Below are 14,283 nucleotides of genomic sequence, written 5' to 3' on the forward strand. Positions count from 1 at the left end.
CCTGCGCAGATCCTGCGGGATGCTCTCCGGATCCATTGACCGGTGCCTGAGGTGTTGCGGACACCGCGATACCAATCTCCAATGGCAGACATGGATTCGAAGCATATCGTGATCATAGGCGGTGTTGCCGGAGGAGCTTCCGCCGCAGCCCGCGCACGCAGACACAGCGAGACCGCAAGAATCACGGTCATCGAACGAGGGCCGGATGTTTCGTTCGCGAATTGCGGACTCCCCTACCACATCGGTGGCGAGATTTCCGATCGCGATGAACTCGCGCTACAGACACCCGACTCCCTGCGGCAACTTCTCAACCTTGAGGTGCTGACGCTTACCGAAGCGACCGCCATCGATCCGAACGCGCGAAGCGTCACCCTGCGGTCGCTGAGCGATGGCACCGAGTCATCGATCGGCTACGACCAGCTCATCCTCTCGCCGGGCGCTTCGCCGCTCCGCCCACCGATCCCAGGAATCGACAACGAGCGGATTCTGACCCTGCGGAATCTGGAGGACATGGACCGCATCATGTCCGCCATGCCCGAAACCCGAAAGGTCGGAATTGTGGGAGGAGGATTCATTGGTCTGGAGATGGCCGAGCAACTCGCCCACCTTGGCAAGGAAGTCGTATTGGTCGAGTTGCAGCCGCAGGTGCTTCCACAGCTTGATGCCGAGATGGTCCGGCCGCTTCAGCGTGAGCTCCGGCATCATGGAGTCGAACTGATCCTCGGCGACGGCATCAACGGCTTTGCCCGTTCCGACTCCGGCGTCGTCGCGCAACTCGGCAGTGGCCGGAGTGTGGAATGCGATCTCGTGATCCTCTCCATCGGTGTTCGGCCGGAAAGTGACCTCGCGCGAGCTGCGGGCATTGAACTCGGACCGAGAGGACACATCACGGTCGATTCGTTCCAACGCACGAGCGCGCCAGACGTGTATGCTGTCGGTGATGTCTGTGAGTCTCCCGATCCCCTTGTCGGCGGGCATGTCGGAATCGCTCTCGGCGGACCCGCGAACCGGCAAGGCCGCACGGCTGCGGATCACATCTTCCTTGGGGATCGGGCTCTCCCGTATCCGGGGTCGATCGGCACTTCGATCGTGAGGGTCTTCGGTTTGGAGGCAGGTGTCACGGGAGCCAGCGAGAAGCGACTCTCGGCCGCTGGCATTCGCTACAAGGCCGTAACGGTAAACGGTCCTTCGCACGCTTCCTATTTTCCGGGAGCGGAAACGATCACACTGAAACTGCTCTGGTCGCCGGAGGATGGCCGAATTCTTGGTGGCGAAGCGGTTGGGCGGGACGGTGTCGACAAGCGTCTCGACGTGCTTGCGACTGCCATCCGGGGTCGTCTGACTATCGATGATCTCGTCCACCTGGAACTCGCCTACGCACCACCGTTCGGTAGCGCGAAGGATGTCATCAACACCGCCGGTTTTGCCGCCACCAACATCCGCGATGGGTTCCTTGTTCCCGTCCAGACACTTGAGGAAGCGAAAGGACACGTGATCGTCGATGTGCGCCCGGCCGCCGCTGCTGCCGCCTTGCCGGTGCCGGATTCGGTCAACATTCCCCTTCCAAGCTTGCGGAGCCGTCTCGGAGAGATCGACAAGTCGAAGCCGGTCTACACCGTTTGCCAGATGGGCAAGACAAGCTACTTCGCCGCCCGCATCCTCGCCAACCATGGCTACGATGCCCGCAGTATCCTTGGCGGCGCCCATCATCAGGCACCACGCCCGAACGATTGAGAGCGAAACCGGATTGCCGTGATCAGGAAATCACCGACCTCCACAGGACCTGAATGCCTACCACCAGAACCAGCCCCGCAAACCCCTGCTTCAGCCGCTTCGCTGGCAATTTGGCCGATAGCGCCTTTCCTGCCAACGTTCCGACAATTGCCAAGGCGGCGAAGAGAGCCGTTACGGACCAGTGGCCACCGCTGGTCGGCAGATGGGAAAGCCATCCCACCATCGAATTGACGGAGATGACGGCCAGTGAGGTCCCGGTCGCGGTACGGATCGGCAGCCGGGCGTAGCGCATCAGGGCAGGCATCAACAGGAATCCACCCCCTACGCCGATGAAACCGGTGAGCAGACCGGTTCCGGTGCCGGCCACGAGACAGCGTCCCGGACGGCAGTCGGGCTCGGGCTCGGCCTCACCAGTACGGCCCTTCAACATCCGAACGGCGACCACCAACATCAGCACGGCGAAGCTCACCATGAGAGCCTTCTCCGACACCATACCAGTGAAGCGTGCGCCGACGGCGGCTCCCGCCATTCCTGCCGCACCGAACATGAGCGCTGCCCGGCCGTGGAACTCGCCCGAGCGCCATCTCTGGATCGCACCTGCCAGTGCGGCGGCTCCGACGATGAAGAGACTCACGCCCACCGCTTCTTTCGGCGGCAGCCCGGCGAAATACACCAGAACGGGGAGCGTCAGGATACTCCCCCCGGCGCCAGTCAGCCCGAGCGAAAGCCCGATGGCGACCGCTCCCGCTATCGCAAGCGGATTCATTCCATGACTGCGTCGGGTACCTCTCCGAACGGCCCGTCGACATGGACGACCTCGCGGCCGGTGCTCGCGAGATAGGCCGCCGCTAGGGACGCACGCATCCCGCTTGCACAATGAACCAACAGGGTGCCTTCGGAGGGAACCTCATCAAGACGGGCAGCCAGCCGGGTATGGGCGACATTGATGGAGCCCTTCACATGCCGGGCTGCGTGTTCGCCCGCCCCTCGGACATCGATGACGGAGCTTCCCTCATCGGCATCCATGGAGCTCGCGAGCTCGCTGGTCGGGATCCGTCGGATCCGCTGGGCGAGCGCGTCGTCTTTCAATGCCTCCACAACGGGTATCCATGCGACGACCCGGTCGAGCCCGATCCGAACCAACTCCCGGACGGCCTGATCGACATCCTCGTCGTCTTCGACCAAAAGCAGGATTTCGTCGTCCTCATCCACATAGGACCCGGCGGCGAAGGAGAAGTGGCTTCCGCCGATAGGTGCGAAGAGCGCGCCTTGGAGATGCCGTTCCATAAACGCTGCCCGATCCCGTCGCAGATCCAGAATGGTCCGTCGTTCCGCTCCGATCCAATTTGCCAAATCTCCGGCCTGAATTCGGGAAGGTTCCGGAAGTTTCCCATCCGGCAGCAGCGCGGGACCCGAGCGGTTGTCGCGCTTCATGCGTGCGAAGTAAAGAGGAGGCTCGGGTTGTCCATCAAGGATCGTGCCGACGAATTCGTTCTCCTCCCCTTCCAGCGCGAGCCGGAACGCCGCGTTGTGACGGCGTTCGTAGTCGAGCACGCTGGTCGGAACCGCGCCGAGGGCTTTGCCACACGCACTGCCCGCACCATGGGCAGGCAGCACCTGAAGAAATCCGGGGAGTTCCGAAGTTCGGCGAAGGCTCTCGAACAGCACTCGCGCCGAGGGTTCCATCGCGCCCGCCTGACCGGCTGCGCTCTCAAGTAGATCAGGGCGGCCCACGTCTCCAACGAAGATGAAGTCGCCACTGAGGATCGCCATCGGCTCCTTCGCTCCACTGCCATGGTCGATCACAAGGAAACTCATGTGCTCAGGCGTATGGCCCGGAGTGAGGATCGCCTTGATCTCGATATTGCCGACGCGGAAGGAATCGCCGTCATGGAGAAGGGTCACACCTTCTTGGCCCTTGGCCCATTCGAACTGCCACTCCTCTCCACCCTCTGCGGAGAGATAACCCTTGGCCTTGTGCCGTTCGATGAGCTCACGGGCCCCGGTCAGATAGTCCGCATGAATGTGGGTATCGGCGACCGCACTCAAGCGAAGGTCGTTCTCCTCCGCGATACGGATGTAACGATCCACATCGCGCTCCGGGTCGATCACAACCGCCTCACCGGTTCGCTGGCATCCGATGAGATAGGCGTTTTGCGCCAGAGAGGAATCCGTGATTTGTCGCAGGAACATGGCGGCAAGGGGTTAGACCGAACAGGCCGTAGAATCTCCGCAATGGCTACCGCGTTGGTTCCACGGGGCTTTCGCGAGTAGCATGGCCATTCCGCACCAGTCGGTGATTCCCGCAAAGGTCAGACCGGCACCGACAAATGCGGCCAAGCCGTAGAAGCCGGCATGCACCCACGTGCCCAAAATCACCCCAATGAGGACCAGCACGCCGGCGGTGATGCGCACCTGCCGCTCCAATGAGAGCACGGCCTTCCCCCGGTTCACGGGCAAGCCCGCCGCCTCCCATGCGGTCACTCCTCCTTCGAGCACCCGTAGGTTCCCGCACCCGGCCGACTCGAGCTTTTCCTTCGCCTGCGCTGCACGCTTTCCGGACCGACATACAAGAACGCAGGAATCGCCCTTCACCTCGTCCGCCTTGAGCCGATCGAGCGGCATCAGTTGGGATCCTTCAATGTGCACTTCGCCGAACTCGGCAGGTGTCCGCACGTCGATCAGCGTGACACCCCCCTGTTCGATCTCGTCCTTCAGTTGTTTCGGTTGGATCTTCATGATTGGTAGAATTCGAGACTGGCGGAACCCGCAGTCCACGCACCTTCTATAACCATATAATTATACTTGCGCAAATGGAATTTTCGGGCATTCTGCCTTCATGAATCTCGGCATGGCAGAGCTGGAGCGCGTCGCGACCTTCTTTCGCGCCTTTTCCGAACCAACCCGACTGGCACTTCTGCAGGAGCTGAAATCCGGGCCATGCTCCGTCGGCGAACTTGTAGCGCTTCTTCCCACCACGCAGGCCAATGTGTCCAAGCAGCTCAAGATCCTCCACGATGCGGGGCTGATTGAGAGGCGCAAGGAGGGCACGAGCGTGATCTACTCGGTCGCCGAGCCGGTCGTGATGGAGCTCTGCAGGATCGCCTGCGACAAGCTCAACCGGGAAGCCCGACCGAAGAAGCTGCAATTCTGATCGCAGCGTCCCCGATCTTGCGTACCGGGCCGGTGTCGGATACCCCCGGCCCGTGATTCCGAACGTCCTCGCCGAACGCTACGCCTCCCCCGCCCTACAAGACATCTGGTCCGCCGAGGGGCGGATTGTGCTCGAGAGAGAGTTCTGGATTGCCGTGATGAAGGCCCAGCGGGACCTCGGCCTGGACATCCCCGCCGAGGCCATCGCGGCCTACGAGTCGTGCAAGGATCAGGTGGATACCGCGTCGATCATGGAGCGGGAACGGGTCACCCGACACGACGTCAAGGCACGCATCGAGGAGTTCAACGGGCTCGCGGGCCACGAGCATGTTCACAAGGGAATGACTTCCCGGGACCTCACGGAGAATGTGGAACAGCTGCAGGTCTTCCGTTCCCTGCAGATCATTCGCGACAAATCCGTCGCCACGCTTGCCCGGCTCTCCCGCAGGGCCCAGCAGTGGGCCGATCTGGTCATCACCGCGCGCACCCACAACGTCGCGGCGCAACCGACCACTTTCGGGAAACGGCTGGCGATGTTCGGTGAAGAAATGCTCTCCGCACACGCCGCGCTTCAGGACCTCGTCGACCGATACCCGGTTCGCGGTCTGAAGGGTGCGGTCGGAACGCAGATGGACCAGCTTTCCCTGTTCGACGGAGACGCCGCGAAGGTTGCCGAACTCGAAAAGCGGGTCGTCGCCCACCTCGGGATGCCGGCAGTTTGGACAAATGTCGGCCAAGTCTATCCCCGGTCACTCGACTTCCGTTCGGTGGCTGCCCTCACCGACCTTGCCAGCGGACCCTCGTCGATGGCCAAGACCCTGCGCCTGATGGCCGGACACGAAACGGCGAGCGAAGGATTTGCGCCGGGGCAGACCGGTTCCAGTGCGATGCCCCACAAGATGAACTCGCGCTCCTGCGAACGGGTCAACGGATTCCATGTGATCCTCAAGGGACACCTCGCCATGGCATCAGGTCTTGCGGGTGACCAGTGGAACGAGGGAGATGTTTCCTGCTCGGTGGTCCGGCGGGTGATGCTGCCAGACGCGTTCTTCGCGATCGACGGTCTCTTCGAGACGTTCCTGACGATCCTCGACCAGATGGATGCCTACCCCGCGGTGATCCGGAGGGAGAACACCCACTATCTCCCTTTCCTTATGACGACGACGATCATGATGGAGGCCGTGAAGGCGGGCGTCGGCAGGGAGACTGCGCACAAGGCGATCAAGGAGCATGCCGTCGCAACGGTGAACGATCTACGGGCCGGCAAGGTCTCGACCAACAATCTTGTCGAACGGCTTGCGGGTGATGAACGCATCCCGCTCACGATCGAGGAGCTCTCGGGAATCGTTGCTGCCGGCGAGAGCAACGCGGGCGCAGCCGCCGCGCAGGTTCAGGGATTCGTGGAGAACGTCAACCGACTTGCCGAGGCCTACCCCGCAGCGGCGGCGTATCAACCCGGCTCCATCCTTTGAACCGGATCAGTTCTCGGTGATCTTCCAGCGGGCGAAACCCTTGCCCGCAGGCAACGCGGAGCTGCCGACAAGTTCGCCGTCATTCCAGATCACCGTGGATCCCGACGTCGACCAGATCGAAAGATCGGGGGAGGTCTCCATCTCGTAGGAGACGCCCGGGCGCTGGAGCGAGAGCGGGGTTCGGAGCTGCAGTTGTCCCCCTGACAGAATCAGACTCCGGGACAGCTGAGACCCTGCGATCGGGCTCAGCCCGAATGCGTATTCGACTCCATTCTCGAGGCCGTCGCCGTCATGATCGTCGCCAAACCCACCGGAAACCTGGGGATACTCGGCGGCGATCCAGTCGGAAAAGCCACCAATGCCACCCGTGAACGTGACCGCCAGTTGCTCGCTGGAAAGGTAGGGCCGGCCACCCAAGCTGGCGCTGAGCCGCAACTTCAACTGTTGCCCTTCCGAGGCAAGAGACCCGATGCTTCCGGGATCCAGCCGAACCATTCCCGCGGCGGTGGCAGCCGGAATCTCGACCTGTGTCGAGACCCACTCCGCGTTCGAGACGGTGATGTCATCGATGAAAACACCGACGCTGTTGTGTTGTCCGACCACGTTTACGGCACCTCCTCCGTGACTCATCACAAAGCGGACCCTGACCGGGGAAGCCGAGCTCATCGGGACCGTTCGAAGATTGAAAGAGCTGTCGTCGAGCGAGTTCGTCGACTTTCCGTTGAGGGTATCGACGGTTGCCCAGAGATTCCCATCCGTCGAAAACTGGACCTCAAGCTTGGTCGCGGCCTGCATGAACCCACGGCGGACGTAGTAGCGAAGTTCGCATCCCGGTAACGGGACCACCTCCCGATCGATCTCGAACCACTGTGGCGGGGCGCCCGCAGCCGGAAATCCGAGACGAAACGCCTTCGCTCCCGATCGCTTCAAACCGCTTGAAGAGCGAAGCTCGTAGACAGGATCCGTGCCGTCCACAATATGATCGGACTCGCCATCCTCGGCGCCTTCGGTCCACGAAGCGGTCTCCGACACGGATGCGATGACCGAATGTTGTTCCGCCGCGGGAACCGGTTCGAAAAAATAGTTGGCCCCGTCTACGGGCGGTGTCGCCGTGCCGACGAGCTCGAGGGGAACATCGAGTACGTCAGGATCGAAGACCGTGGTCGAGTAGCTGTGAGCGACCGTTTGTCCCGCGACGACGATGCCGGAGACAGTCACATGGTAGGAGGTATCAGCAGACACTGAAGGTGCCGCTACCGAGTCCGGCACCGACCAGATGATGGTCGGCTCGCCAAATCCCAAAGTGGTTCGGTCGACGATTGAGGTCGAAACGGTCGATCCGTTCTCGTCTGTCATGCTCACGGTTGCATTCGAGAAGTCGGCGCCAGGATAGCTGACCGACCACTGCTTCGCCATCAGCTGATCCGGAAAGTAACCGGCGGATGGCCACGACACGAACTTCGGCGTGACGGCGATCAGCTCCTCGAAGCTTGGCACGACGTACAGCACGTTTGTAGGCTGGCGGCTGCCACCGTTCCCGGGAACGTCGCCACTGGCGAAGTCCGTAGCCGACTGCATCAGGATCCAGCGGCGGTGACCCACCGTCGTGCTCCAGATCGACAGCGTGTTCGGATCGTTCTCGCGAAGGTAGGCGTCAATCGCATCCGGTCCATGGAAGCCGATTGCGAGGTTCGACTTGCTTGCGCCGTTCCATGAACGGGATGACCAGCACGAGTAGGGTTGGGCGGGCGGCGGGTTATGGTTGATCTGTCCCGCGTAGGAGAACATCAGAGCAGCCCATTGAGCCGCCTCCGTCTTGGTGGTTGTGGCCGGGGGTTGGTGGGCGTCCGTACCGAAGATCACGACGGGCGCTCCCGAGTTGACCACCACATTGCCGTGGATGCCTGCAAGAGCTCGGTAGAAGTTTACCCGACGCTCGATTGCTTCCGTGTAGGCCAAGGAGTTGGTGCCCGGGTCGCAGGTGGAACCGTAGGAGCCAGACCAAGCCATCACGGAAGCCGAGTTCTGCGATGCACCATAGAAGGAATTCCAGAAGGCGAGCACCGCATTCCGGTCGGTCGTATCCACCGTGAGGCCAGTACTCGGGACCGGCCCGGTGCCCGACCATGCGTTCGAGAGCGTGCCCAACAGGGTCGCCGCCACGCATGATTTGTAAAAAACGCCCGCCACGGGCACCCGTTTACTTAAGTTTTCTAAAAAACTCAAGCAAACTTACAGTGCAGCCCTCCTACTGAAATTCGTAGGCCGCGGCGGACAGGAGGAACATGGCTGCGGTCTCGCTGCGGAGAACGTGATTCCCGAGACTTACGGGGCGCCAGCCCGTTTCAAGCGCTCGTTGGGTCTCGCTGGCTGTGAAATCGCCCTCCGGACCCACCAGAATCCACAAACTCTGTGGTCGCTCTTGAGGCCCAATGACTTCCCGACTCGGTTGGGCGCCCTCCGCCAACGAAGCGATGACCCTCAGTTCGGCCGGCTCAGGGCTCCGATCCACTGCATCGGCAAACGTTGCCAAGGGGGCAATCTCCGGCATGCGGCTACGCCCGCTCTGCTTGCACGCCTCAAGCACCGTCCTCCGCCATTTTTCGGTCTGTCCGGATTCCTTTCTCGGGATGGTGCGTTCGCAAACGACGGGGATGATCGAGGACGCGCCGAGTTCGACGGCCTTTTGGATCAGCAAGTCCATCGCCTTTCCCTTGAGCACAGCGATGACAAGATGCACCGGCACTTGGGGGTATGGTTCCTCAACGATTTCGCCGAGTTCGAGATCGACCCGCGACTTCGACACCGAGGTAACGATCGCCGACGCCGACCGCCCCGCTCCATCGAAGACCTCAACACGGTCCCCAATGTCGGCCCGCATGACCCGGGCGCAATGGGCAGCTTCCGCGCCTGTCAGTGCGCTTGCTCCACTCCAGTCACCCGGATCGAGGAAGAAGCGGGCCATCGGAACATCAGGTGCCGAAAAAGCGCTTCGCCTTTTCGAAGAAGGATTCCTGCATGGGCGAGTTGTGCTCGCCGATTGATTCCGAGAATTCCCGCAGTTTGGCCTGCTGGTCGGTGTTCAGCCGTGTCGGCACCTCGACCTGCACTTCGACATGGAGGTCACCCTTCCGTCCTCCGGACAAGACCGGCATCCCACGTTCCTTGAGACGGAACAGGGTGCCTCCTTGGGTGCCGGGTGGAATCCGGATGGACGCCTTTCCGTCAAGGGTGGGGACTTCCAGTTCGCCGCCGAGCGCGGCCGTGCTGAACGGCAACGGCATGCGGCAGTAAAGGTCACTCCCCTCCCGCTCGAACACATCGTGCTCCCGGACGTGCAGGAAGACGTAAAGGTCGCCGGGGGTTCCTCCCCGAACTCCTGCGTCGCCATTCCCGGACGAACGTAGACGCGTGCCGTCTTCGACTCCGGCCGGAATCCGAATCTTGATCCGGCTCGGCTTCTGGACCCTGCCCTCGCCGTGACAGTCCGTGCACGGGTCGGTGACCGTCTCACCCGCTCCCCGGCACTCCGGGCAGGTCGTTTGCTGGATGAAGATTCCGGCCTGGCGGGCAACCACGCCGCGTCCGCCGCAGGTAGTGCACGGACGCGAGCCACCGCCATTCTTCGAACCGGTCGCCGAGCATCGGCCACAGGGGAGCTGGTGCTCGATCTCCAGTTCCTTCTCAGAACCCTTGGCCGACTCCTCAAGCGAGATTTCGAGGTCGTAGCGAAGGTCACTACCCCGCTGCTTGCCGGATCGCGTGCGCCGGCCACCACCGAAAAACTCCTCGAAGCCGCCACCGAACGCGTTCCCGAAGACCTGCGAGAAGAGGTCCATCGGATCGTGGAAACCGCCGAAGCCGCCACCACCGAAACCACCACCCGCTCCCGCACCGGCGAACGCCTGATGGCCGTAGCGGTCGTAGGCTGCCCGCTTGTCGGCATCACTCAACACCTCGTAGGCATGGCCGAGCTCCTTGAACTTTTCCTCCGCCTCGGAGTCCCCCGGATTCTTGTCCGGGTGAAATTTCACCGCCAGCTTGCGGTAGGCCTTCTTGATCTCATCCGGGCTCGCATCGCGTGCGACTCCGAGGACCTCGTAAAAATCTCGATCCGCCATGGATTCAGTCGGGCTTCGCTTCCGGTGACTTCGAAACGACAACGCTGGCGGGCCGCAACAGGCGATCACGCAGCGTGTAGCCCCGGCGGACAACACGGATCACCTTACCCTCCTCGACTTCCGAACTTTCCTCTTGGGAGACCGCCTCGTGCAGGTTCGGGTCGAACTCGAGCCCTTCGGCAGGAACCTCGGTAACACCGCTTCCCGAAAGGAACTCGTTGAGCTGCTTTCTCACCATATCCATCCCGACGAAGACCATCGAATCCTTCTCCTGAGCCGCCGCCTGCATCCCCATCTCGAAGTTATCGAGGATCGGCAGAAGTTCCTCGAGCAGCGACTGGTTCGCGTAGCGAACGGACTCTTCCCGCTCCCGCGCGGCCCGCTTCCGGAAGTTTTCCAAATCGGCGGCGGTACGCATCGCGAGCTCCTTCCACTTCAGGACATCCTGCTCAAGAGCCGCATAGGGATCCTGCTCATCGGTCTCCGGATCCACCTCAGCGGCGGGCGTCTCTTCCGACAGCTCCGGATTCACGGGAACTTCCTCTTCCTCCTCGGTTTTCACGTCGGGATCGCTCGAATTCATGGCCGCTACCTGTCACGCGCCGGGCGGATCGTCAACCCCCTCAAGTCAACGCCGTTCCAGAACCAGAAGCGTGATGTCATCCATTTGCGGCGCTTCGCCACCGAATTGCCGGAGATCCCTCTGGATTCCGGCTATCGTCGCTTCGGCCCCGAGCACCGCGTTCTCGAGAAATGAGGTACGGAGCCGGACCATGCCAAATTCCTCGCCGCGGTCGTCGACCGCCTCCTTGACCCCGTCGGTGTAGAACAAGAGGCAATCTCCCGCGTCCAACGTCAGTTCGCGCATCTTCGTCACCCGCTCGAAGACGTCGCCCTCGTCGACGCCCAGCGCGAGACCGGGGGGCTTGATTTCCTCGACGGTCCGGTCCTTCGCCCGGAACAGGAGAGCGGCGTCATGTCCGGCGCGGGCGACCCGTATGGTCCCGCTTTCGGAATCGATCACACCGTAGTAGAGGCTGATGAACATGTCCTCCCGGATGTCGGGAAAGAGCTGCCGGTTCACCGCGGCGAGAACTTCCACGGGATTCGCGAGTGAGCCTGCGCGGCAGCGGAGCACGCTCCGGCACATCGCCATCATCAATCCCGCCGCGACCCCCTTCCCCGAGACATCGGCGATGACGACGCCATGGAGTCCGTTGTCGAGATCGAGGTGGTCGTAGTAGTCGCCGCTGATGATGCGCGCAGGCACATTGGTACCGGCGACCCGGAAGCCGGGAATCACCGGATCGGCCTGAGGCAGCAGCACCCGTTGCACTTCGCTCGCGTTCCGGATTTCGCTCTCGAACTGCCGCTTCTCGTGCGCGTCCTTGTAGACGAGGGCATTGCCGAGCGCGAAGGCCGACTGCTCGGCAGCAGACCGGAACACCGCGAAATCATTGGCCGAGAATTTCCCGTCCTCTCTCGTCCTCGCGACAGCCAGCACCCCGATATCCTTGCCGGCGTGCCGCAGGGGCGCCACCAGTGCGGCAACCTCTCCACCACCATAGCCGAGAAATGCGTCCCGAAACGACTCATGCGATCTCACGTCACCGAAGTGGATCGCCTGGCCGGAGGAAAGGACCGCTCCGAAGACGCCCTGATCTGCCGGGACCTGCGACAATCGTAGGTAGCTGTCCATCGCCCTCGAGTCCCTTTCCGCTTTCTTGCGGACCTCAAGCGGGACGCCGACCAGCGCCGGGCAATTCTCCGACAGATACTTCGGCTGGAGCATCTCGCCGCTCTCATCCAGAAGATAGAGCGCCCCACCCCGGGCCTTCACCACTTCGTCAAGGCCCTCGACGATGATGCGGTAGAGCCCGATCGAGCTGGTCTCGGCACCGATTGAGACGCCGAGATTGTGCAGAAACTCGAACATCCGGGCCTCTTCTCCCTCGAATGACCTCAGCAGCGCCTTCTTGCGCCGCACCTTCCGTTGCAGCCGGATCAGAATGATCGCCAGCGCCCCCAGCAGGACAACGAAGACGGCGTAGGCAATGAGGTGGGGAAGGTCGGGCATCAGCCTTCGGTCTCCGGATCGTCGGAGGCCTGCTTTTCAAGCACCTGAAGGACACCGGCAAACTTTTTCGCGTTGTCCTCGTTGGTATTGGCGAGAGTTCGGTGAGCCTCAAGCACGTGGCGTGCCCGCTCGCTCATGCCCGGAAGCCGCTTCCCGACATAGGGCTGGAGCCCCTGCCGGATCTCATCGGCCTTGCCACGCCAAGGTGCCTCGGGCGGCGAGATCTCCAGAACGCAGTCGAGTCCGAGATCCTCAAGAGACTGGCGGTTCCTGTCACCCGGGGAGGCGATGTGCACCCACCCGTCGCTGCGACCGACCCTAGCAGACAGACCGGCGAGGAAGCCCATAAAGGTCGAGTCCATGCCCGTGCAGGCCTGCAGGTCGATGACGAAGTACTTCTCGCCCTCGTCCTGCCGCTGCTTGGTGCACTCCTTCAGGGCGGGACTCTGCATGAACGAACCCTTGCCCTCGCACCGGATCCAGGTGAATCCGTCGAGGACGCCGAACTTGATGCCAGTCTCTTTATCCACAGGAAGGTTGCGGGCAACGTCTGGTCCGCATTGGAACTTAGGCGAGCGTCGGCCGGACGGTCAACCGCTCATCGCTCGGTTTTGGCTGCGCAATTTCCCTTATTCCCACAGGTAGGAGTGCCGGCTCGCGATCTCCCGCTGGCCGCGGAAAAGGCTGCACTTCCATGCCAGAACCCGCCCCCCTTCAAGGTAGGAATCACCCGTGATCCGGAATTCCGCCCGACCGTTGTCGGACGACGGGTCGAACTCCTGAACCTGCCGGTGAATCTTGCTCGCCGTCGACGCCTGCTGATACTCGAAGACCACCCGGACCGGCTCTCCGACCGAATCCTCGTTCCAGAGCACCACATAGTAGTGACCGAGGCGCTGCTCTTGCTCCCGGACTCCGATCGCGCCGTAGAAATGCCGCTGCTGATCGCCGCGGATCATCGGCTGGTCGGAGTCGACCACCTCAAGGCTGCGCAAGTGGGTGGGCCTCACGTCGAGGATCTCGTTGGTGCCGCAAGCCGACAGGGCCAGCGCGGCGAAAAGGGCGGACGCGTTCCGAAAGTGCATCAGGGGCATTCAAGCGAACCAACGCCGCTTGCCAATCCGGAAAGCTGCCTTCCCGGGGAAATGCTTCACCTCCGGACCTCACCCGCTCTAGCATCCCCGCCATGGACGATGCCGCCCTTGCCAAACTCGACGCCTTCATCCGGCGCAAGGGCCTCCGCCGCACGCCCCAGCGCGACGCCATCGCCCGGCTCGCCTTCGCCAATGACGAGCACTTCACGTCCGAGGAACTCTTCGACCGGGTCCGGCGGAACAACATCAACGCGTCGCGAGCCACGGTCTACCGGACCATCGCACTGATGGTGGAGGCCAAGCTGCTCCACGAGATCGACCTCGGCGGCGACCTCAAGACCTACGATCCGAACTTCCTGGAAAAGCCGAGCCACAACCATCTCGTCTGCATCGACTGCGGCAAGGTCCTGGAGTTCGAGGACTCGCACCTCGAGTTGCTGAACGATTGCCTGACGCGCAGGATGGGATTTCGGCCGGTCCGCCAAACGATCAAGATCGAGGCCTGCTGCGAGCAACTGCGGACCAAGGGCGCATGTCCGAACTTGATCGCGGCCCGGGTCTCGGGCAAACGCCTGCCCGCGCGGAAACGCTGAACCGGATGGCCGAAGCCATTCACGGATCCCCCTCAATCA

14 protein-coding genes are annotated in these 14,283 nt (G+C 62.3%); 4 read left to right on the forward strand and 10 right to left on the reverse strand.

The features are described from left to right. The first annotated feature begins 90 nt into the window (after positions 1 to 90). Positions 91 to 1,734, forward strand: coding sequence for an FAD-dependent oxidoreductase (locus tag HAHE_RS20050; protein WP_338686998.1), 1,644 nt, complete (start codon positions 91 to 93; stop codon positions 1,732 to 1,734). Positions 1,735 to 1,756: 22 nt separating this feature from the next. On the opposite strand, the gene HAHE_RS20055 is transcribed toward HAHE_RS20050, so the two are convergent. From HAHE_RS20055 to HAHE_RS20065, 3 genes are read right to left on the reverse strand one after another with little or no spacing between them, the layout of a single operon-like run. Then, the gene (locus HAHE_RS20055) at positions 1,757 to 2,500 is read right to left on the reverse strand and encodes a sulfite exporter TauE/SafE family protein (RefSeq protein ID WP_338686999.1); all 744 of its coding nucleotides are present in this window, start codon (positions 2,498 to 2,500) and stop codon (positions 1,757 to 1,759) included. Next, positions 2,497 to 3,927 carry an MBL fold metallo-hydrolase gene (locus HAHE_RS20060; RefSeq protein ID WP_338687001.1) on the reverse strand — a complete coding sequence of 477 codons (1,431 nt, stop codon included), beginning with the start codon at positions 3,925 to 3,927 and terminating at the stop codon, positions 2,497 to 2,499. The genes HAHE_RS20055 and HAHE_RS20060 overlap by 4 nt, the downstream gene beginning before the upstream one ends. 12 nt (positions 3,928 to 3,939) lie before the next feature. Continuing rightward, positions 3,940 to 4,473, reverse strand: coding sequence for a rhodanese-like domain-containing protein (locus HAHE_RS20065; protein ID WP_338687002.1), 534 nt, complete (start codon positions 4,471 to 4,473; stop codon positions 3,940 to 3,942). Between the two features lie 112 nt (positions 4,474 to 4,585). On the opposite strand from HAHE_RS20065, the gene HAHE_RS20070 reads away from it, so the two are divergent. Then, positions 4,586 to 4,888 carry a metalloregulator ArsR/SmtB family transcription factor gene (locus HAHE_RS20070; RefSeq protein ID WP_338687003.1) on the forward strand — a complete coding sequence of 101 codons (303 nt, stop codon included), beginning with the start codon at positions 4,586 to 4,588 and terminating at the stop codon, positions 4,886 to 4,888. Positions 4,889 to 4,940: 52 nt separating this feature from the next. Beyond that, positions 4,941 to 6,359: an adenylosuccinate lyase gene (gene purB / locus HAHE_RS20075; protein WP_338687005.1), complete on the forward strand. Its 1,419-nt coding sequence runs from the start codon at positions 4,941 to 4,943 to the stop codon at positions 6,357 to 6,359. A gap of 6 nt (positions 6,360 to 6,365) precedes the next feature. Here purB and HAHE_RS20080 read toward each other — a convergent pair whose 3' ends face one another. The 7 genes from HAHE_RS20080 to HAHE_RS20110 all read right to left on the reverse strand — a co-directional run bounded on the left by HAHE_RS20080 (position 6,366) and on the right by HAHE_RS20110 (position 13,642). After that, positions 6,366 to 8,522: a hypothetical protein gene (locus HAHE_RS20080; protein WP_338687006.1), complete on the reverse strand. Its 2,157-nt coding sequence runs from the start codon at positions 8,520 to 8,522 to the stop codon at positions 6,366 to 6,368. A gap of 85 nt (positions 8,523 to 8,607) precedes the next feature. Continuing rightward, a complete protein-coding gene (locus HAHE_RS20085) occupies positions 8,608 to 9,324 on the reverse strand; it encodes an RsmE family RNA methyltransferase (RefSeq protein ID WP_338687007.1) in 717 nt (238 codons plus the stop codon). Positions 9,325 to 9,331: 7 nt separating this feature from the next. Then, complete coding sequence (gene dnaJ, locus HAHE_RS20090) at positions 9,332 to 10,480, reverse strand: molecular chaperone DnaJ (protein ID WP_338687008.1); 1,149 nt, start codon at positions 10,478 to 10,480, stop codon at positions 9,332 to 9,334. A gap of 4 nt (positions 10,481 to 10,484) precedes the next feature. Continuing rightward, a complete protein-coding gene (grpE, locus tag HAHE_RS20095) occupies positions 10,485 to 11,063 on the reverse strand; it encodes a nucleotide exchange factor GrpE (protein WP_338687009.1) in 579 nt (192 codons plus the stop codon). A 45-nt stretch (positions 11,064 to 11,108) separates the two neighbouring features. Beyond that, the gene (locus HAHE_RS20100) at positions 11,109 to 12,557 is read right to left on the reverse strand and encodes a GAF domain-containing SpoIIE family protein phosphatase (RefSeq protein ID WP_338687010.1); all 1,449 of its coding nucleotides are present in this window, start codon (positions 12,555 to 12,557) and stop codon (positions 11,109 to 11,111) included. Next, a complete protein-coding gene (locus tag HAHE_RS20105; RefSeq protein ID WP_338687011.1) occupies positions 12,557 to 13,087 on the reverse strand; it encodes an STAS domain-containing protein in 531 nt (176 codons plus the stop codon). Before HAHE_RS20105 ends, HAHE_RS20100 begins: the two co-directional genes overlap by 1 nt. A 99-nt stretch (positions 13,088 to 13,186) precedes the next feature. Then, positions 13,187 to 13,642 carry a hypothetical protein gene (locus HAHE_RS20110; RefSeq protein ID WP_338687013.1) on the reverse strand — a complete coding sequence of 152 codons (456 nt, stop codon included), beginning with the start codon at positions 13,640 to 13,642 and terminating at the stop codon, positions 13,187 to 13,189. Between the two features lie 101 nt (positions 13,643 to 13,743). Between HAHE_RS20110 and HAHE_RS20115 the strand changes: the two genes are divergently transcribed. Further along, complete coding sequence (locus tag HAHE_RS20115; protein WP_338687014.1) at positions 13,744 to 14,244, forward strand: Fur family transcriptional regulator; 501 nt, start codon at positions 13,744 to 13,746, stop codon at positions 14,242 to 14,244. The last annotated feature ends 39 nt before the right edge of the window (positions 14,245 to 14,283 follow it).

Origin of the sequence: Haloferula helveola, assembly GCF_037076345.1 — a bacterium.
Taxonomy (GTDB): Bacteria; Verrucomicrobiota; Verrucomicrobiia; order Verrucomicrobiales; family Akkermansiaceae; genus Haloferula; species Haloferula helveola.

Excerpts from the sequence above, each read along its gene's own strand:
- HAHE_RS20050 (WP_338686998.1), top strand. The coding sequence starts at position 91 with ATGGATTCGAAGCATATCGTGATCATAGGCGGTGTTGCCGGAGGAGCT.
- HAHE_RS20055 (WP_338686999.1), bottom strand. The coding sequence starts at position 2,500 with ATGAATCCGCTTGCGATAGCGGGAGCGGTCGCCATCGGGCTTTCGCTC.
- HAHE_RS20060 (WP_338687001.1), bottom strand. The coding sequence starts at position 3,927 with ATGTTCCTGCGACAAATCACGGATTCCTCTCTGGCGCAAAACGCCTAT.
- HAHE_RS20065 (WP_338687002.1), bottom strand. The coding sequence starts at position 4,473 with ATGAAGATCCAACCGAAACAACTGAAGGACGAGATCGAACAGGGGGGT.
- HAHE_RS20070 (WP_338687003.1), top strand. The coding sequence starts at position 4,586 with ATGGCAGAGCTGGAGCGCGTCGCGACCTTCTTTCGCGCCTTTTCCGAA.
- HAHE_RS20085 (WP_338687007.1), bottom strand. The coding sequence starts at position 9,324 with ATGGCCCGCTTCTTCCTCGATCCGGGTGACTGGAGTGGAGCAAGCGCA.
- dnaJ (WP_338687008.1), bottom strand. The coding sequence starts at position 10,480 with ATGGCGGATCGAGATTTTTACGAGGTCCTCGGAGTCGCACGCGATGCG.
- grpE (WP_338687009.1), bottom strand. The coding sequence starts at position 11,063 with ATGAATTCGAGCGATCCCGACGTGAAAACCGAGGAGGAAGAGGAAGTT.
- HAHE_RS20100 (WP_338687010.1), bottom strand. The coding sequence starts at position 12,557 with ATGCCCGACCTTCCCCACCTCATTGCCTACGCCGTCTTCGTTGTCCTG.
- HAHE_RS20110 (WP_338687013.1), bottom strand. The coding sequence starts at position 13,642 with ATGCACTTTCGGAACGCGTCCGCCCTTTTCGCCGCGCTGGCCCTGTCG.
- HAHE_RS20115 (WP_338687014.1), top strand. The coding sequence starts at position 13,744 with ATGGACGATGCCGCCCTTGCCAAACTCGACGCCTTCATCCGGCGCAAG.